The sequence below is a fragment of the Marinirhabdus gelatinilytica genome (assembly GCF_003353425.1).
GTDB lineage: Bacteria > Bacteroidota > Bacteroidia > Flavobacteriales > Flavobacteriaceae > Marinirhabdus > Marinirhabdus gelatinilytica.
Window position 1 is genome coordinate 371391 of record NZ_QRAO01000001.1, and the last position, 19347, is coordinate 390737.

Below are 19347 nucleotides of genomic sequence, written 5' to 3' on the forward strand. Positions count from 1 at the left end.
GTGGTTTAGACCTAAAATAAAAGGGTTTGCCATCTTTTATAAGTTACCCATAACATGTATTCAATCAAAATAAAAACTATGAAAAAGAAGCTCCTATTTTCCGCACTGGCCGGCATTATATTCTTCACCACAGTAAGTTTTAAGAACGATTTTTTCGAGATTGCCAAACAGATCGAGATCTTCACCACCATGTACAAGGAACTGAACATGAACTACGTGGACGAAGTAACCCCCGCGACCCTTATGGACAAAGCCATTAAGGGAATGCTGGAAGATCTGGATCCTTATACGGTGTATTGGAACGAACAAGAAGTGGAGGATGCCCGCATCCGTAATTCAGGAACCTACACAGGTATTGGTGCCTCGGTAAAAACACTTAAGGATAAAATTATCATTATGGAGCCTTTTAAGGGGTATCCCGCAGACGAGGCCGGTCTCAAAGCAGGCGACGAGATAATAAAAGTGGGCAACACCACCCTGGCCGATTTTGACGACGACGCCGGTGAGTTGTTGAAAGGTGCCGCAGGGTCATCCGTATCGCTCACCTACAACCGCCAAGGAAAAACCCAAACTACAACCCTTAACAGACGAAAGGTAGATGTTAAGGCGGTGCCGTATTACAAATTATTGGATGATAATATAGGTTACATAGTATTGCAAAAATTTAACCGAAAAACCACTTTAGAGACCAAAGCTGCACTACTGGATTTAAAAGAGCAGGGAGCCAATAAAATTATTCTCGATCTACGGGGTAATCCGGGCGGATTGCTCAACGAGGCCATAAGCATAGTAAACCTCTTTGTGCCCAAGGGGGAAGTAATTACCACTACAAAATCATCTATCGAAAAATACAATAAGGTGTATAAAACCAAGAATGAACCTGTAGATACCGAGATACCTCTAGTGGTATTGGTAAACGGCCGCAGTGCCTCCGCCAGCGAGATTGTTTCGGGTGGTTTGCAGGACCTGGACCGTGCCGTGGTGGTTGGTGCCCGAAGTTTTGGGAAAGGGCTTGTCCAGCGCCCCAAAAAACTCACGTATGGCACACAGTTAAAAGTGACCATTTCCCGCTATTATACCCCCAGTGGTCGTTGTATCCAAGCACTGGACTACTGGAACCGTGACGAAAACGGGGATCCCGTTCGGGTAGATGCCAAGGAGTACAACAAATACACTACCAAGGGTGGGAGAACCGTGTATGATGGTGGTGGTATCCTCCCGGATATTGAGGTGGAAACAGCTGTTTTTAGTCCTATCACGACTGCATTGCTGAAAGATCAGGCAATTTTTGATTATGCTACTGAATACCATTACAACAATCAAATGGCCGACTGGAAAGGGTTTGAGTTCAAGGATTCCGACTTTAGAAATTTTCTTGATTTTCTGAAGCGAAAGGGATTCAGTTATGAAACCGAAACCGAAAAAGAGTTTGCAGAGGCCCTTAGAAGTGCCGAAGATGAAGACATCGCAAAAGAAATTTCTGGAGATTATGAAGCATTGATGCAATCGATTGATGCAGCAAAGGAGAAGAAATTGGTTGCCAAAAAAGCCGAGATAAAATCGTTGTTGAGCGATGAAATCCTGAAACGCTACTTCTACAAAGAAGGCCTGTACGATTACCAAGTGGTGAACAACCCCGAAATTTTAGCAGGGATTGATGTGCTTACTAATGAAAATAAATATAAAAAGATATTGAAGAAATAGGCTCTCGATAGTATTATTTTCAGCTTTAGGGCTGAAAATAACCACTCAAGCACTTGAGATAATTTGAGCCAACAACCAAGTATTTTAAATTATATGAAGCGATCGTTCTGGATATAAGTTTTGAATAAAGATTAAGGTCCTAATCAAAATCCTCTCGAACTGACGATACACACATCATGGAAAATTTCCTTCTTTTTTTTGAGACCATGCCCACTTGGATGAAAGCACTTTGGGTGTTTTTTACCTTAGGGTTGTTTTGGATCTTGGAGGGATATTACAGCTTGGTCGTACTTAAATACAAAAAGTGGAAGCACGCTAAAGTAAACCTCGTCCTTTTACTTTTTGTAATGATCATTAATGCAATATTTGGTATTGCCACTGTGGGGATTTTTGAATGGTTGGACGCTACACAATTTGGGTTGCTACACTTATTTGAAGCTCCCATTTGGCTAGAGCTGCTTATTGCAATTGCCATATTAGATTTAATTGCACAGTATTTTGTACACTATTGCTTGCACAAAGTGCCTGCGATGTGGCGTTTGCATTTGGTACACCACAGCGACAAAAACGTGGACGTAACGACGGGCACACGCCACCACCCCATAGATTTTATCATTCGTGAAAGCTTTGCTCTTGTAGCGGTGGTGATCACTGGGATGCCCATTGCATTTTATCTTTTCTATAGAATCTTGAGTGTTGCCTTTACATACTTTACCCACGCAAATATTTCGTTACCAAGAGGACTGGACAAGACGTTGAGTTATGTGATCGTTACCCCAAACATGCACAAATTCCATCATCACTTCCAGTTGCCATGGACCGATAGTAACTATGGCAACATGCTTTCTATTTGGGATAGGTTGTTCGGGACGTTTGTATATGGTGATACTTCACAAATCCAGTATGGAGTGGACATTGCAGACCATACCGATGACGAGAGTATTGCCGTGCAATTGGGTATTCCCTTTAACAGAAATGTGAAAAGTAAAACATAAGTAGTTATGGGAAAAAGATATTATATTAGAGAATTTGTATTTCAGATTATTCCCGTGGCTATTGGGGTGTTTTTGGGATTCCTGGTTTCAAATTGGACAGAAAGTAGAAAAGAAAATGAACGTTCCAAAAACCTAAAAGAAAGTTTGATTGCGGAACTGACTGAAAACAAAGCTCTAATAAAGCAAGTTCAAAAATATCATGTAATGTTGCGCGACACGACCAGGTATTTCGCTTCAAACAATAAAGGAATAACAAATCCTTCTTTTTTTAAAGGTGTAAACTTATGGTCCTTGACGGATAGTGCTTATGAAACCAGCATCCAGACAGGTATTATTAATACGTTGCCCCTTCAAGAGATTCAGGAAATAAACAAAGCATACACCCTCCAGGATAGATACAATGAGTTTTCAACGCTGGTTATAACAGGTTTGATGTCCATAGATATTGGAGGTCCCAATAAAGAAGAAAAGTCGAAAGCTGCTCGTTTTCTATCTATAACAATGACAGATGTAGTAATCAAAGAAAGAGAGCTAATTGAACAATACAATAAGCTATTGAGAATGCTATAATTGTGAGAATAGGCACCTTAACAAAACTTTAATTGCTTCGTATATCTATTTTTCGTATACTATGGGTTATGGTACAAGTAGACAAACAGGAAAATACAGAGACGCTCGAGGAGTCCGTAGCGTATTTAGAGAACAAAGGATTTGAAAACATCAAAGCAGATCTTGAGGGTTACGAAACCCCAAAATCGTACAAAAAGGCAGGTAGCGATATTAGCATTACGCCAGATATTGTAGCCGAGCGCGCTGGCATTAAGCACTATTTTGAAGTAAGCCTGAAAAGTGAAAAACCAAGTTTGCTCAAGTCGAAATGGAGGTTTTTGGATGTGTTGACACGTATGAAAAATCACCGTTTTAAGATCATTACCCGTAGAGGGCACTATAAGTTTACCAACGAAATGTTGAAGGATCTTAACTTAGAGAAAAATCTCATCAAGCTGTAACCATGGCAATGTGCGGGATACCGTCTTCTAGGTAGCCCTCGCCGGTAGTTACAAATCCGTGTGATTCGTAAAACTGAATTAAATAGGTCTGCGCCGAAAGTTTTATTTTTTTGGTGCGGAACTTTTTTTCTATGGCCGTAACCGAAGCTTCCATAATTTCATGGCCATAGCCAAATTTCCGTTCTTTTTCGGGAACCACTACCCTTCCTATCGCAGCCTCCTCAAAATAAATCCCAGGTGGGAAACAACGTGTATACGCTACAATGGTATCATTTTTCTTCCCGATTACATGTAATGCGTTGGCATCTTTTCCATCAATGTCTTGGTATACGCAATCTTGCTCCACTACAAACACTTCACTTCGTAACTGAAGGATATCGTAAAGTTCATAAATAGTAAGCTCTTCAAATTTTTTAACCGTGATTTCCATACTTGGTCCTTTCGTTTCTCCTGAGCGTTTCATAGGGCTCAAGAAGCGGAAATTATATCATTTTCAAATGTAGGTTTAATTTCTGTAATTAATGGTGGGTTAATTACTGCCAGAGCTAATCCTGTACAATTACATCCTTGGCATCATCTTTTTTGTACTCGGGCTGGATGTTCACATGGTTTATCCCGAAGTCCTTATACAGTCTTTTTTCAACTTGATCTAATATTGTATCGAACCGTGATAAGGTAATGTCTTCGTGAAAATCAATATGCGCCTCTAGATGGGTTTCGTTTTCGTTGAGCTGCCAGATGTGCATATGGTGTACGTTTTTTATTTCGGGTGCTTCGGAAATGGCTTCGCGAAGTTCCTCCAAACGTATATCGTCTGGGGTGAAGAGCATTAAAATCTTAAAGCTGCTTTTCAGCAAATCGTAGCCCATGAATAACAGGTATATTGCTATAAGGACCGTAAGAACACTATCTACCCAAAACCATCCAAAATATTTCATTAGCAACCCCCCGATCAAAACCGCAACACTGGCAGACATATCGGTTAACAAGTGTAAATATGCAGAACGCATATTCATATTCTCCTTACTGTCCTTTTTCAGTAATAACACACTGAAACCGTTTGCAGCAATCCCTAAAATGGCCAACCAAATTACCAATCCGCTCTCAATCTCCTGCGGATTCATAAACCGAAGCACCGCTTCATAGATTAGATACACCGCAACAATGAGCAAGGTAGCCGCATTGACAAACGCTGCAATAATTTCGGCACGTTTGTAACCAAATGTTTTATCGAAGGAGGCCGCTTTTTTTGAAAATTTATCAGCTATATAGCTCACAATGAGCGAGAGTACATCGCTAAAATTGTGCAAGGCATCACTCAATAAAGAAAGACTCCCAGAAATGAGGCCACCAATAATTTGGGCAACGGTTATAATAATATTCAACCCAATGGAAAGGAGGAGGTTGCGCCCTTTTAGGTCTTGGTGGGAATGCTCGTGATGGGAATGGTTTTGAGCCACTTTTTTTGGAGTAATTAACCCAAAGTTACTCAATAACTTGATAACTCAATACCTTTTTAAGAGCAAGCTATTTTTTCTACACGGCGTAAATGGCGACCACCTTCAAAATCGGTGTTCAGGAACGTTTTTACCATTTCCAGTGCTTGGGGTTCACTTGTAAATCGAGCGGGGATACTCAACACATTCGCGTCGTTATGTTCTCTTGCCAGAGCAGTGATCTCTTTGGTCCAACACAGTGCCGAACGTACTTTCTGATGTTTATTGGCCGTCATGTTCGCCCCATTACCGCTTCCGCAGATTATGATTCCGTAATCAACGTTTCCAGCTTCAACAGCTGCCGCCACGGGATGCACAAAATCTGGATAGTCTACACTCTCATCACTATCGGTGCCGTAATTGGTCACTTTATGACCTTCACTTTCTAGATAGGCAGTAATGGTGTTTTTGTAATCGGTTCCTGCGTGGTCGTTTCCTATGGCTATTTTCATGTGTAAAGTCTGAGATGTCGGGTTAGGTTTTAATTTTATTAATACAAAGATAGTTAAGAATCTGTTATTAAATAGTTTAATTCCTGTGCTATTATATAATAAAATACCCATTAAAGGGTATTTCAGTAAGCTAATAATAGACCTACTTTTGGCATGTCCCAAATTTACCGGTTCTACCTGTTTTTAAATTTAAAATCATGATGAATCGTTTTTACTTTTTTTTGTTGTTTGTAACAACAGCAACAACATTTGCCCAAGTGGGTATTAATACTACGAACCCACAGGGAACATTAGATGTTACCTCTGTTGATAATACTGGTCTCGTACTACCAAGAGTAACTTCTGTAGAAGATGTTACAGATGGCCAGGGTAATACTCCTGTTGAAGGAACCACTGTTTTCGACATATCCAGAAGCAGCACCTGTTTTTACCAGAATGGAGGTTGGGTATGTATTGGGACCGATGGTAGTGGAAATCCTGTGCTCACAGAAGTTGGACCACCCGTTTTTGATGCGAGTAGTACCATTGATTATGTAAAAGCCTCTAATACAGATTCAGATGATTTGTTTGGTTATAGTGTTTCAATATCAGATAATAATGAAACACTTGCTGTGAGTGCAGCAACTGAAAATAGTGGTGCTACAGGTATAAACGGCAATCAAGCTGATAATAGTGCAACAAGTAGTGGGGCGGTATATATTTTTACTCGTAGTGGAAATATATGGTCACAACAAGCATATATTAAAGCATCCAATACTGAGGCAAATGATCTTTTTGGTTTTAACCTTACCCTATCTGGAGATGGAAATACGCTTGCTGTAAGTGCGCTTAATGAAGATAGTAACGCAGTTGGTATTAACGGGGATGAAACTGATAATAGCGCAACAAATAGTGGGGCGGTATATATTTTTACTCGTAGTGGAACTGTATGGGAACAACAAGCATATATTAAAGCGTCCAACACAGATGCAAATGATCAATTTGGAAGAACTGTTTCTATTTCGGGCGATGGAAATACTCTCGCTGTTGGAACATTTGGCGAAGACAGTAGCGCAGTTGGAATTAATGGGGATGAAACCGATAATAGTGCAGGTCAAAGTGGAGCAGTATATATTTATATACGTAGCGGAAATGTATGGGCACAACAGGCTTATATTAAGGCTTCTAATACAGATATAAGCGACTATTTTGGTTATAGAGTCTCTCTTTCAGATAACGGAAATATATTAGGGGTTAGTGCAAGTCTGGAAAATAGTAATGCGGTTGGAATTGATGGAGATCAAAATAATAATAGTGCAACAAATAGTGGGGCGGTATATATTTTTACTCGTAGTGGAACTGTATGGGAACAACAAACTTATATTAAAGCGTCCAATACTGAGGCAAATGATCAATTTGGGAGGTATTTATGTATTTCAGGAGATGGGAATACACTACTGGTGAGTGCACCCTATGAGGATAGTAATAGTACCGGAATTAATGGAAATCAATCGGATAATTCATCAATAGAAAGTGGAGCTGTATATGTGTTTACGTTTAGTGGAGTTGTATGGACACAACAAGCGTATATAAAAGCATCCAACACAGACTCTGATGATTTATTTGGGTGGAATATTTCTTCTTCAGATAATGGAAACAGAATTGCAATAGGTGCCACCAATGAAGACAGTAATGCTACAGGAATAAATGGTAACCAACTAGATAATTCTTCTATTAATTCTGGCTCCATATATGTTTTTTCAAGAAATGAAAATGTATGGACACAACAAGCGTATATAAAAGCATCCAACACAGAACCAAATGAACGTTTAGAGAGTACTACTGTTTCTAGCAATGGAAATTTAATAATATCAGGTGCCGTTTACGAGGACAGCAATGCAACAGGTATAAACGGAGACCAAACCAATAACGCGGCTAGCAATAGTGGTGCGGTATATATTTACACTGCCAATTAATATAATATCCTAGTCTTCAATCATAACCATTTCTTAACCGTAGCTTTATATTTTAGTTAACAAGATTGTTGATATTTGTTTACTGAAAATGCACAAAAACATTTGGTACTTTCACTTGAGAAATCAATATGCACTTTCTTTTCAGTATTCCTAAAAATAACGCTGTAATTTTTTGGCGAGTTATCAGCATCAAACTGTAGTTTTCAAACATAAAATTTCAGAAATCTTATTAAAAATTGATTGTCAACTCACGTTATCAACAACTGTTTATAGTACTTTGTAATTGCTTCATTTTAAAAGGAAATAGTTTCTTAAAAGTATGTTAACAACCTGTATGGAAAAGGTGATAATTTGAAATACAAACAAACCCTCAAAAAGTTATACCCCTTGTTAACACCCTATCATCATCATCATTTTATTTTTAAAATTTAGAAAAAAAGAAAAGATGATTATATAGTTGTTGAAAAGTATGATAACTTGAAAAAAATCAGACGATTTTAAGTTGCGAGGGGTTGTTTAGATCGCTCAGAATTTTTGAAGCCTCTGTGACATCTTCCCGATGTACCAAAAGACGGATGCCACCAAAGGCATTACTGTGGAAAGGAAGCACACTCACCATGGTCTCGTTCTGGAATAAAAAACGCAATCCAGCCTGTTGCAACAAATGTTGCAGTACCGTATATTCACTGGGATAGGTGAAAATTGCTATAACTTGGTAATCTTTCATAACAACATACTGGTTACTGAGCGTAGTAGAAGTGAAGGTACTAAATCTTTCACAATGCAAACGTAAGGTTGTGTTAATAATAGTACTTTTACGAATTATAAGAAAAAACCATGCCGAAACGTAAGAAAAGAAGAAGAAACAATAATAAAATACAGGGACTCACCAATAGCATCCTGACCATACTCCGCAAGAGCAACGGAACTCCCATTAACCATAAACAAATCGCAGCAAAGTTAGGCGTGGACGATCCCAGCAGTCGCAACCAGATCGTAAAAAAACTAAAGGAGTTACAAGTAAAAGGAGATATACAGGAAGTAGATCGCGGTAAGTACATAGTTGCACCCTCTAAGAACTATTATACCGGAACCATGGATATTACAGGTCGCGGTCGCGGTTTTGTGATCGTGGAAGATCTTGAGGACGATATAAAAGTATCCAACAAAAACCTGAACAAAGCCCTTAATGGTGACACCGTTGAAGTGTATGTATTTAAGCGAAAACGCGGTGGAAGAATGGAGGGAGAAGTTACCAACATCATCAAACGTAAACGCACCGAATTTGTGGGTACCATCCAAGTCTCCGATAAATTTGCCTTCGTAGAATGTATGGGCTACAATATGTACACTGATATCTTTGTACCAAAAAGTAAGATAAACAAAGCCGAAGATGGTGATAAAGTGTTAGTAAAAATGGAGGGGTGGGAACAAAATTCTGAATCTCCATTAGGAAGTGTACTTAAAGTGTTGGGTAAACCAGGCGAACACAATACCGAAATACATGCCATCCTGGCACAGTACGGATTGCCGTATGAGTTTCCCTACGAAGTTGAAAAATATGCCAATGAGCTGGATACCCGCATCCATGACGACGAAATAAAAAAACGTCGCGATATGCGAAAAACACTCACATTTACAATAGATCCAAAAGATGCAAAAGATTTTGACGATGCCCTGAGTTTTGAAGTCTTGGATAACGGAAACTACGAAATTGGCATCCACATTGCCGATGTTTCCCATTACGTAAAACCAGGAAGTATATTGGACGACGAAGCTTACGAGCGTGCCACATCAGTTTATCTGGTGGATAGAGTAGTGCCCATGTTGCCAGAGATTCTTTCCAACAACGCATGCTCGCTACGTCCCAATGAGGAAAAATACACCTTCTCTGCAGTGTTTGAAGTCAATAACAAAGCTGAAGTGGTAAAAAAATGGTTTGGAAGAACCGTAACCTATAGTGATGCCCGTTTTGCATACGAAGAGGCCCAACAGATTATTGAGGCTTCAGAATCAAATAACTTTAAGATGGGTGATACTATTTCAGAAAAAATAAGAACTATCCCAGCCAATATTTCCCTTACAGGAAAAGAATATACCGTTGCTCAACCCATTGCTGCAGCCATTGTAGAAATGGACCGCTTGGCTAAAATCCTACGTAAACAACGCATGCACGCCGGGGCGATAAGTTTTGATAAAGTAGAGGTAAAATTTATTTTGGATGAAAACGCCAATCCCGAAGGTGTCTATTTCAAGGAAAGCAAAGATGCCAACAAGCTCATTGAAGAATTTATGCTCTTGGCCAACCGCAGTGTAGCCGAATTTATTGGCAAACAGAACCCAAAGAAAACATTTGTGTACCGTGTACACGACGAACCCGATGACCAAAAGATTGCAGCGTTGCAGAATATCATCAAACAATTTGGGTACAAAATGGATACCCGGGACCGAAAGCGAACTGCAGCTTCTATGAACAAGCTCTTAAAAGATGTACAAGGAAAAAAAGAGCAGAATATGATAGATACCATTGCTATACGCACCATGAGCAAGGCCCAATATACCATCCATAACATTGGGCACTATGGGCTGGCGTTCGATTATTATACACACTTCACCTCACCCATACGTCGCTATCCAGATGTGATGGTGCATCGCTTGTTACAGCGGTATTTAGACAATAAACCAAGTGCCAAGGAAGAGAAATACGAAGACCGCTGCGGCCACAGTACCGAAATGGAAATACTCGCCACCAACGCAGAGCGTGATAGTATAAAATACATGCAGGTAAAATACATGCAAGACCATAAAGATGAAGAATTTGTGGGTGTCATCTCAGGTGTGACAGAGTGGGGAATCTATGTAGAGATCATTGAGAATAAATGCGAAGGCATGGTGCGCCTACAGGACCTGGACGACGATCATTACGATTTGGACAAAGAGAATTTTGCCGTTGTGGGCCAACATAGTAAAAATGCTTATGTTCTTGGCGATACGGTAAAGGTTAAAGTAAAAAATGCCGACCTGGTACAAAAGCATTTGGACTTTACGATGCTAGGGCATGTGGAGCAGTAAAAATTTAGATATAAAGTAGATTTTTTTAAATTCATTAATTGGATTCCAAGATGCCTGCTAAACCATAAAATTCCTGTCATGAAAACCTACCTTTCTATCCTTCTTGTATTGATAAGTGTTTCCCTATTGGCACAAGACTCTGTAGAACAAAACATTGGCGATTTTAGTGAGTTGAAAGTCTATGACTTGATCTATGTAAACCTGATCCCCTCCACAGAAAATAAAGTACTGCTCACTGGCGAGGACAAAGATGAAATTTCATTGGTTAACAAAGATGGTACTTTAAAAATTAGAATGAAAACTACCAAACCGTTTAGTGGTAGTGCCAATGCTGTAGTAGTGTATTATAAAGACCTAGCGGTGATAGATGCCAATGAAGGTGTTACCATTACCAGCGACCAAGTTTTGGAACGTGAGAGCCTGGAACTGCGCGTACAGGAAGGTGGCGAAATAAAACTAACCTTGGCTGTTACGCAATTAATCTCAAAAGCAGTAACGGGAGGAAAGCTCTGGCTACAAGGGACCGCAACATCCCAAGACCTATCCATCAACACAGGCGGTATCTCCAACGGTAAAGACCTAAAAACCGAAACCACTAGTGTTACTATCAAGGCTGGAGGAGAAGCAGATATCAACGCATCGCAGCTAGCCAAAATTGACATTAAAGCCGGTGGTAGCGTCTATGTATATGGCAATCCAAAGGAAATTGATAAAAAGAAATTGTTTGGCGGGCGTATCAAAGTTATTAAAGAAGCCCCATAGCAAACGCCCAAAACTTCGTACTTTTACGATACTATGTTCGACGGTATTGGTTATGCGGCTTTTTATGGTTTCCTACTTGCTTTTGCAGTAGGCCCTGTATTCTTTACCCTTATCGAGACCAGTATTACCAAAGGTTTTCGTGCTGGTGTTGCCTTCGATCTGGGTGCCATTTTTGCCGATATTATCTTTATCATCATTGCCTATTTTAGTACCAGTAAGATATTGGAACGGGTAAAGGACGACCCGGGATTGCTCATTTTTGGAGGGGTTGTATTGATTGCCTATGGCGTGATATCGTATATCCGAACCTCAAGAAATTTAATTAAGATCGTTAGGGAACATTATGCGGTTTCCATCAAAAAAAATCTGGGAGGTCTTTTCTTAAAGGGGTTCCTGCTCAACTTCGTGAACTTTGGGGTGCTTGCTGGTTGGATAGGTACTATTATTATGGCCAATGCACTTACCTCTTCAGAGAGAGGAGTACTGTTGTTTTTAAGTACGGTCCTCATTGTTTTCTTTGCAACAGATTTGCTGAAAATCCTGCTCGCAAAAAAGCTGAAGAGTAAAATGACTCCACGGGTTATCTTCAAGACCAAAAAGTGGATAAGTATCCTCATCACAATTTTTGGACTCTTTTTATTGGTAGAGGGAATCTTTCCGGAACAGGTTCAAAGAGGGCTAGAGAAAATACCACAGCAACAATCCCCTATTGATAAGCCCATCCCACCCGTAGAGGAAGAAGTGATGGAAGTACAGCAGCCTTAAGTAAATAATAAAAAAATCCAGCCGAAAAGGCTGGATTTATGTTGAGGCATCTAGCGGATTCGAACCGCTGTAAAAGGTTTTGCAGACCTCTGCCTAGCCACTCGGCCAAGATGCCGTTATGAATTGGCAAATATAGAAATATAAAACAAATTTCAACACCTTAGCGCTTGCTTTTCATGGTCACTACCACTTCGGCCACATCACCGCCAATAGGTGGGTTCAATTTTGAAATAGAAACCTTCGCTTTTGTCACCAAAGAAATTTCAGCAAAAATTCTATCGATAATGCGTTGGCCCACTTGTTCCAAAAGTTTGCTTCGTTGTGCCATTTCGGTTTTGATGATGTGCTGTAAATGGACGTAATCTACCGTATCGTTCAAGCTATCGGTTTTTGCAGCCTCACTCAAATCTGCTTTGACTTTTAGGTTTACCAAGTAATCACTCCCTATCTTTTCTTCTTCAATCAAACAACCGTGGTTGGTAAAAATGCGCACATTTTTTAAGCGAATGGTACTCATAATTTTTTTTTGTAAAGATATTAATTTCCCCCCTTGCCCGCCCCCAACAAGCTTTTTTTTGGGAGAGGAACGCACTATGGGGTGTGTTTTTCATTAACTTTGTGCTTGTTGTAACGATGTCCGTTCGAGCGCAGTCGAGAACTATTTCTTGTTTAGGGCATACCATTCAACCTCTCGACTGCGCTCGGGAAGACACAAATACCATGACAGAAGAAAAAGAACCACTCAATTTTATAGAGCATATAATAGAAGAAGACCTAAAAGGAAGCTACTCGAAAGAAGACCTCCAATTCCGTTTTCCGCCCGAGCCCAATGGCTATTTGCATATTGGGCACGCATCATCCATCTGTTTGAATTTTGGTCTGGGACTGCGCTACAAGGCTCCCGTAAACCTGCGTTTTGACGACACCAACCCAGCAAAGGAAGAACAGGAATTTGTAGATGCCATAAAAAAAGATGTCTCTTGGTTGGGCTTTGAGTGGGCGAACGAATGTTATGCTTCAGATTATTTCCAACAACTGTACGACTGGGCCGTACAAATGATAAAAGATGGCAAGGCGTATGTAGACTCTCAAGCTTCTGAAGCCATTGCACAACAAAAAGGAACCCCCAGCGAGCCGGGTGTGGAAAGTCCGTATAGAAACCGTCCGGTTTCAGAAAGTTTGGAGCTTTTTGAACAAATGAAAAATGGAGAAGCTCCCGAAGGCTCTCATGTGCTTCGCGCCAAAATAGATATGGCCTCTAGCAATATGCTCATGCGGGATCCTGTAATGTATCGGATTTTGCACAAGAGCCACCACCGTACAGGTACAGATTGGAAGATTTTCCCTATGTACGATTGGACACATGGAGAGAGTGATTATATAGAGCAGGTCTCCCATAGCTTCTGTACACTTGAGTTTTTGCCCCATAGAGAGCTTTACGATTGGTTCTTGGACCAAGTGCACGAAAAGGACAAGTTACGCCCTAAGCAGCGAGAATTTGCCCGTAGAAACTTGAGCCATACCGTTGTAAGTAAGCGTAAATTAGCAAAACTGGTTGAAGAAGGTGTTGTAAACGGTTGGGACGACCCGCGTATGCCCACTATTTCGGGACTGCGCAGAAGGGGATACACCCCAGATTCCATCAAAAACTTTGCTGATAGCATTGGTGTGGGAAAACGTGAAAACTTGATCGATGTATCGCACCTAGAATTTAACGTACGGGAAGACCTCAATAAAAAAGCAGACCGTGTCATGGCCGTTCTGGATCCCTTAAAGGTGGTTATAACCAACTATCCCGAAGGTGAAGAAGAATGGTTGGAAGCCGAAAACAATCCTGGGGACGATACGGCGGGAAGTAGGGAAGTACCCTTTAGCAGAGAAATCTATATTGAACAAAACGATTTTAAGGAAGAAGCCAACCGGAAATTCTTCAGACTCAAATTAGGGGGCGAAGTGCGTTTAAAGAACGCATACATCATAAAGGCCGAAAAAGCCATAAAGGACGATGCCGGAAATATAGTTGAAGTACATTGCTCTTACGATACCGATAGTAAAAGCGGTAGCGGTACCGAAGCGTCGCTAAGAAAGGTGAAGGGAACGCTGCATTGGGTATCCGTAAATCACGCATTGCCAGTTGAGGTACGCTTGTACGATCGCTTGTTTACCGATGCCTCACCAGACACCCACAAGGATAAGGACTTTATGGAATTTATCAACCCGAACTCCCTAGAGGTTATTACGGGCTATGCAGAGCCAAGCCTAGAAAAACTACAACCAGAAGATACGGTGCAGTTCCAGCGACTGGGCTACTTTACGGTAGATAGGGATTCAACCTCGGCTAAAAAGGTGTTTAACAGAACAGTTGCCCTGAGAGACTCCTGGGCAAAATTGAAAGAATAACATTTCAACAACTAGAGATTGTTCAAAAATAATAATCTTGCCAAATAATAATCTTTTAAGATTTAGACACCCATAATTCTGAAATATTTAAGATAAATTGGCAGTAACCCGTTCATTTTAAGAAACCTTTACCATTTGTAATTTCGGTATTAACCGGTTGTTAACACGCCTTGGAGCTATGTTGGAGTATCTTTGTTACAAACAACATTTAATAACATTAAAACAACAAACATGGCATCAAACACAGGACAAACACTACTCGCATTATTAACTGGAGCAGCCATAGGTGCTGGAATAGGGATTTTATATGCACCAGATAAGGGGTCTAAGACCAGAGATAAAATAGGCAAGGAGACCAAGAAAGCGCAAAAGAGGCTTAACAAGCAAATCAAGGAAACCACGAGCAACCTTAATGAGAAAGCTCAAAAAGCACGATTGAGCTTTGAACAAAAATTGGAAGACACGTTATCTTCAGCCAGCTACAAAGCAGATGATATACTACTTGCTATGGAGGACAAACTGGAATCCCTTAGAAAGCAAAACGCAAAGCTTCAAAAAGAAGCAATAGTAGAAAAAACAAAAACTAAAGCCAAAAAAGCAACTGCATAAGAATGGCATTTGAAACCCTATCGCAACACCTGAACGACTCAGGAAAAAAAGTACAGGAATATCTTAAAAATTCGGCGGACTATTACAAGCTCCGCCTTTTTAAGCATGCCATGAAACTATCCACCTCGCTCATCAATATGTTGGCACTGGGTGGTATTTTTATGCTGTTTCTAATGTTCTTTTCTTTTGGGATTGCAATGTGGTTGGGCCGCATTCTGGAAAGCATGTTGTTCGGTTTCTTTATTGTTGGAGGGTTTTACCTTGTTGTGTTTTTGCTTCTCCTTTTCTTCGGAAAAAAACATATTGACAAAGCCATACTTTCAAAATTTTCAGAATTGGTGACAGAAGATATGGAGGAAGAAAAGCATATGTTCGAGGACGATGTTTCCCTAGAAGAGTTTAACGAAACAAAGTTACCATGAAGAAAAAGTACTATACATTTGATGAGTTGGACCAGGATATAAAGCGAGCCAAGCTACAGTCTGAAATAGACAGGGAAGAGCTAAAATTGAGCTTGCACCAAACCAAAGAGAGCGTTACCCCAGGAAAGATAGCAACTGCCATAATAGGGGGTATGGCCACAAGCGCAGTGCTTATTAAACTATTAACACCCGTGGCGTCTTTTGCTATTGGGAGATTGCTACAAAAGTATAAGGAGAACTAGAAAAACGAACCTATTCACTATTTTAACACAAAGCCCGATTTAAAAAAAAATCGGGCTTTGTGTTTTTGGGTTAAAACAGCAACGTATTTAAAACTGCACATCCTCGTCTGCTGGAGGTGGAGGTGGCTTTCTACGTGTTTTCTTATTGGTAATCCCCTTGGCAGCATTGGTCTTTTTCATCTGTTCGCCAATCTGGTTGCTGGCCACAAAACTGGCGATCATATCATTCAGCATATTGCTTCCGGCTTGTGGGGAGTTGGGCAATAAAATAAGGTTGGTGTTGGTTTCTTCACCTATGCTCTGTAATGTGTCATAATGCTGTGTTACCACAATAAGGGCACTGGCCTCTTGGGAGTTTATGCCCACGTTGTTCAGCACATCTACACTTTCTTCCAGTCCGCGCGCGATCTCACGTCGTTGGTCTGCAATACCCTGTCCTTGTAAACGCTTGCTCTCCGCCTCTGCACGGGCCTTTGCCACTATTTTGATACGCTCGGCTTCTGCTTCGTACTCAGCGGCCACTTTTTCACGTTCAGCAGCGTTAATACGGTTCATGGCTGCTTTTACCTGTACGTCCGGGTCAATATCGGTCACCAGGGTTTTTATGATGTCGTACCCGTAATCGCTCATGGCTTCGTTGAGTTCGGCTTTTACAGCAATGGCAATATCGTCCTTACGCTCAAACACATCGTCCAGTTTCATCTTGGGAACCTCGGCACGAACCACGTCGAACACGTAAGAGGTAATCTGGTCGTGTGGGTTCTGAAGTTTATAAAAAGCATCGTACACCTTATCACGTATCACTTGGAACTGTACCGAAATCTTCAACCTTACAAATACGTCATCTTTTGTTTTGGTTTCGACAAGAACATCCAATTGCTGAATTTTTAGGTTAACCCTCCCCGCTATACGTTGTACCACAGGTATTTTAAACTGAAGTCCAGAATTGCGGATGCTGCTAAAGCGCCCAAAATTTTCAATAAGGGCTGCAGTTTGTTGCTTTACCACAAAAAACGAAGAAAGCAACAAGAAGAAAATGATAATTCCAAGAGGAACCAATAAAATAAGGAATGCGCTCATAATGCTGAAATATTAGTTGAATAATTCCGTTGAAGATACGAAAATAAAGCTATTTTTAGCCCCCTTAATCCGTAACCTCACTATGAGTCACAAAAAAGCAGTTTTTGTTACCCTTGCATTGGTAATTTGTACCGGCGTAGTTGCCCAACGAAATTATGACGAATACAACCGTTTGGGTGTCCAGGCAGGAATTTCTTTTTTCGATATTAATACATCCCATTTTGTGACCGAGCAACAAACGGGTTTTGCCGGTGGTTTTACAACGAGGGGCTCTTTTCGAGGGGGTTTCGATTTGATTTACGGACTTACATTTTTTAGCAATAAGGTGGGTATTTTAGGCTCTAATCTAGCTCATTCGCCTTCGGAAAGGCAATTCATAACCTACACCATTCCCAATGTACAGCTCAACTTTTTGGGTAGCTATAATATCGTAAAGCACCATTTCAGCTTAGAGTTTGGCCCCATCCTGAATGTAAACGGAAAAATGAAAGTAGATAGTGAACGTTTAGAAAATTATGTGCTGGATGGCTATACCACACTGCGCGCACAGGACATTGAGGACATTAACCCCATTAACTTTCATGTAATGGGCGGAGCAACGGTGGGACTGGAAAATTTCAGGCTTTCTGCACAATACCAATACGGGGTTACCAACATTTTTGGGAGGCTGAACGATAACGATATTGAAAAACCCAACGGTGGAGAGGACTTTGAGGGCAACAGCTCGACCATTGTATTAATGGCGGTTGTTTATTTTTAGAGTTATTCGCAGTATACATACTGGCCGGGGACAAGTCCCACTATTTCATATACCCAACAGCTGCCTCGATCCTTCTAACAGATTCTTCTTTCCCCAATATCGAAATAATCTCGAACACATCGGGACCTTTCATTTCACCCACAAGTGCAAGGCGCAACGGCATCATCACCTTTCCGAAGCCTATCTCATTGGTGGTAATCCATCCTTTTACATTTTCTGAAATATTTGAAGCTGTAAAGTCTTCGGTTCCGTGTAATAGCCCTACCACCTTGTTGAGGATTTGCGGGGTCTCTTCCTTGAATGCTTTCTTGGCAGCTTTTTCGTCATAACTCTTTGGTGCTTCAAAAAAGAAACTTCCCTGTTCCCACAGGTCTGAAATAAAGGTGGCACGCTCTTTTAGCAAAGGCACCACCACCGAAACATTCACTGTTGGACGCATCCCTTTGTTTTCTAAAAACTTGTTGAATTGGGCAGTTAAAACCCCTTCATCCATTTGTTGTAAATAATGATTCTGGAACCACTTGGTCTTCTCCGGATCGAACTTGGCACCAGCCTTGTTCACGCGCCCCAACTCAAAAGTCTCCACCAACGCTTCCAAACTAAAGATTTCTTGCTCTGTACCTGGATTCCAGCCCAAAAAGGCGAGCATATTTACCACAGCTTCTGGGAGGTAGCCATCTTCTCTATAACCAGAAAAAATATCGCCATCGGCAGTCTTCCATTGTAGCGGGAATACGGGAAAGCCCATTTTATCACCATCGCGCTTGCTCAACTTTCCTTTGCCCACGGGTTTCATTAATAATGGCAAGTGGGCAAATTGCGGGGCCTCCCAGCCAAGGGCACGATACAGCAACACGTGCAACGCTAGAGAGGGCAACCACTCCTCACCACGGATAACGTGGGAGATCTGCATTAAATGGTCGTCCACGATATTGGCCAAGTGGTAAGTTGGCATCCCATCGCTCTTAAAAAGCACCTTATCGTCCAAGACGTTGGTATCAATCTTCATATTGCCTCGAACAATATCGGTCAAGGGTAGGGTCTCATCCTGTGGGCTTTTAAACCGAATTACGTAGTCCTGGCCGGCATCCAACCTTGCTTTTGTTTCAGCTTCGGAAAGAGCAAGTGAATTGTCCAGTTTTAGGCGGTTGTGCCAATTGTAGATAAAGGTTTTTCCGTTCGATTCATGTTCTTTTCGCTGTGCATCCAATGCTTCAGCAGTATCAAATGCGTAGTAGGCATTTCCGCTTTCAATGAGTTGGTCTGCATATTTTCGGTACAAATCTTTACGCTCGCTCTGGCGGTATGGGCCATGCTCACCACCAGCCACTGGACCTTCGTCTGTTGGGATGTTGAGCCAGTTTAGAGCTTCGATTATATATTCTTCGGCACCTTCAACATATCGGGTCTGGTCTGTATCTTCAATTCGCAATATAAAATCGCCATTGTGCTTTTTGGCAAACAGGTAATTGAACAAAGCCGTCCGTACCCCACCAATATGAAGGGGTCCTGTAGGACTGGGAGCAAAACGTACGCGCACTTTTGGAGTCATAGTTCTATCAATTTATGTGAGTGCAAAGGTACAGAATCTATGAGAGGTGTTCAATTATGGTTTAGTATCTT

The 19347-nt window shown here is 41.0% G+C and carries 20 protein-coding genes and 1 tRNA gene; 13 read left to right on the plus strand and 8 right to left on the minus strand.

Annotated features, from left to right (window positions below; genetic code table 11):
• Nucleotides 1-78: 78 nt before the first annotated feature.
• From C8D94_RS01665 to C8D94_RS01680, 4 genes are all read left to right on the plus strand, one after another.
• Nucleotides 79-1704 carry a S41 family peptidase gene (locus C8D94_RS01665; RefSeq protein ID WP_115122987.1) on the plus strand — a complete coding sequence of 542 codons (1626 nt, stop codon included), beginning with the start codon at nt 79-81 and terminating at the stop codon, nt 1702-1704.
• A gap of 176 nt (nt 1705-1880) precedes the next feature.
• Entirely contained in the window at nt 1881-2699 is an 819-nt protein-coding gene (locus C8D94_RS01670) for a sterol desaturase family protein (RefSeq protein WP_115122168.1), read from the plus strand.
• A 6-nt stretch (nt 2700-2705) separates the two neighbouring features.
• A complete protein-coding gene (locus tag C8D94_RS01675; RefSeq protein WP_115122169.1) occupies nt 2706-3269 on the plus strand; it encodes a hypothetical protein in 564 nt (187 codons plus the stop codon).
• Nucleotides 3270-3337: 68 nt separating this feature from the next.
• Nucleotides 3338-3709, plus strand: a complete 372-nt coding sequence (locus tag C8D94_RS01680; RefSeq protein WP_115122170.1) for a hypothetical protein — start codon at nt 3338-3340, stop codon at nt 3707-3709.
• On the opposite strand, the gene C8D94_RS01685 is transcribed toward C8D94_RS01680, so the two are convergent.
• The 3 genes from C8D94_RS01685 to rpiB all read right to left on the minus strand — a co-directional run bounded on the left by C8D94_RS01685 (nt 3699) and on the right by rpiB (nt 5657).
• Complete coding sequence (locus C8D94_RS01685) at nt 3699-4139, minus strand: GNAT family N-acetyltransferase (protein WP_115122988.1); 441 nt, start codon at nt 4137-4139, stop codon at nt 3699-3701. The genes C8D94_RS01680 and C8D94_RS01685 overlap by 11 nt on opposite strands.
• A 115-nt stretch (nt 4140-4254) precedes the next feature.
• Nucleotides 4255-5169 carry a cation diffusion facilitator family transporter gene (locus C8D94_RS01690; RefSeq protein ID WP_115122171.1) on the minus strand — a complete coding sequence of 305 codons (915 nt, stop codon included), beginning with the start codon at nt 5167-5169 and terminating at the stop codon, nt 4255-4257.
• A 56-nt stretch (nt 5170-5225) separates the two neighbouring features.
• Nucleotides 5226-5657, minus strand: a complete 432-nt coding sequence (rpiB, locus tag C8D94_RS01695) for a ribose 5-phosphate isomerase B (RefSeq protein ID WP_115122172.1) — start codon at nt 5655-5657, stop codon at nt 5226-5228.
• Nucleotides 5658-5854: 197 nt separating this feature from the next.
• Between rpiB and C8D94_RS01700 the strand changes: the two genes are divergently transcribed.
• Nucleotides 5855-7612 carry an FG-GAP repeat protein gene (locus C8D94_RS01700; protein WP_115122173.1) on the plus strand — a complete coding sequence of 586 codons (1758 nt, stop codon included), beginning with the start codon at nt 5855-5857 and terminating at the stop codon, nt 7610-7612.
• A gap of 487 nt (nt 7613-8099) precedes the next feature.
• On the opposite strand, the gene C8D94_RS01705 is transcribed toward C8D94_RS01700, so the two are convergent.
• Nucleotides 8100-8339, minus strand: a complete 240-nt coding sequence (locus tag C8D94_RS01705; protein WP_115122174.1) for a putative signal transducing protein — start codon at nt 8337-8339, stop codon at nt 8100-8102.
• 110 nt (nt 8340-8449) lie between these two features.
• On the opposite strand from C8D94_RS01705, the gene C8D94_RS01710 reads away from it, so the two are divergent.
• The 3 genes from C8D94_RS01710 to C8D94_RS01720 all read left to right on the plus strand — a co-directional run bounded on the left by C8D94_RS01710 (nt 8450) and on the right by C8D94_RS01720 (nt 12211).
• Nucleotides 8450-10684 carry a ribonuclease R family protein gene (locus C8D94_RS01710; protein WP_115122175.1) on the plus strand — a complete coding sequence of 745 codons (2235 nt, stop codon included), beginning with the start codon at nt 8450-8452 and terminating at the stop codon, nt 10682-10684.
• A gap of 78 nt (nt 10685-10762) precedes the next feature.
• Nucleotides 10763-11446, plus strand: a complete 684-nt coding sequence (locus C8D94_RS01715; protein ID WP_115122176.1) for a head GIN domain-containing protein — start codon at nt 10763-10765, stop codon at nt 11444-11446.
• Nucleotides 11447-11479: 33 nt separating this feature from the next.
• Nucleotides 11480-12211: a LysE family translocator gene (locus C8D94_RS01720; protein ID WP_115122177.1), complete on the plus strand. Its 732-nt coding sequence runs from the start codon at nt 11480-11482 to the stop codon at nt 12209-12211.
• 44 nt (nt 12212-12255) lie between these two features.
• Here the strand turns inward: C8D94_RS01720 and C8D94_RS01725 are convergent.
• Both C8D94_RS01725 and folB read right to left on the minus strand, forming a co-directional pair.
• A tRNA-Cys gene (locus C8D94_RS01725) sits at nt 12256-12326 on the minus strand.
• 45 nt (nt 12327-12371) lie between these two features.
• Nucleotides 12372-12728 (minus strand): dihydroneopterin aldolase, encoded by a 357-nt coding sequence (gene folB, locus C8D94_RS01730; protein ID WP_115122178.1) that lies wholly within the window; start codon nt 12726-12728, stop codon nt 12372-12374.
• 203 nt (nt 12729-12931) lie between these two features.
• Here folB and C8D94_RS01735 point away from each other — a divergent pair, with 203 nt between their 5' ends.
• The 4 genes from C8D94_RS01735 to C8D94_RS01750 all read left to right on the plus strand — a co-directional run bounded on the left by C8D94_RS01735 (nt 12932) and on the right by C8D94_RS01750 (nt 15884).
• Nucleotides 12932-14611, plus strand: a complete 1680-nt coding sequence (locus C8D94_RS01735; protein ID WP_115122179.1) for a glutamine--tRNA ligase/YqeY domain fusion protein — start codon at nt 12932-12934, stop codon at nt 14609-14611.
• 231 nt (nt 14612-14842) lie between these two features.
• On the plus strand, nt 14843-15220 hold the full coding sequence (locus C8D94_RS01740) for a YtxH domain-containing protein (RefSeq protein ID WP_115122180.1): 378 nt from the start codon (nt 14843-14845) through the stop codon (nt 15218-15220).
• 2 nt (nt 15221-15222) lie between these two features.
• Entirely contained in the window at nt 15223-15642 is a 420-nt protein-coding gene (locus C8D94_RS01745; RefSeq protein WP_115122181.1) for a phage holin family protein, read from the plus strand.
• Nucleotides 15639-15884, plus strand: a complete 246-nt coding sequence (locus C8D94_RS01750; protein ID WP_115122182.1) for a DUF6327 family protein — start codon at nt 15639-15641, stop codon at nt 15882-15884. Before C8D94_RS01745 ends, C8D94_RS01750 begins: the two co-directional genes overlap by 4 nt.
• Before the next feature lie 87 nt (nt 15885-15971).
• Here the strand turns inward: C8D94_RS01750 and C8D94_RS01755 are convergent, their stop codons facing one another.
• A complete protein-coding gene (locus tag C8D94_RS01755) occupies nt 15972-16964 on the minus strand; it encodes an SPFH domain-containing protein (RefSeq protein ID WP_115122183.1) in 993 nt (330 codons plus the stop codon).
• Nucleotides 16965-17046: 82 nt separating this feature from the next.
• Between C8D94_RS01755 and C8D94_RS01760 the strand changes: the two genes are divergently transcribed.
• Entirely contained in the window at nt 17047-17724 is a 678-nt protein-coding gene (locus tag C8D94_RS01760) for a porin family protein (protein ID WP_115122184.1), read from the plus strand.
• A 40-nt stretch (nt 17725-17764) separates the two neighbouring features.
• Here C8D94_RS01760 and gltX read toward each other — a convergent pair whose 3' ends face one another.
• A complete protein-coding gene (gltX, locus tag C8D94_RS01765; protein ID WP_115122185.1) occupies nt 17765-19276 on the minus strand; it encodes a glutamate--tRNA ligase in 1512 nt (503 codons plus the stop codon).
• Nucleotides 19277-19347 lie beyond the last annotated feature (71 nt).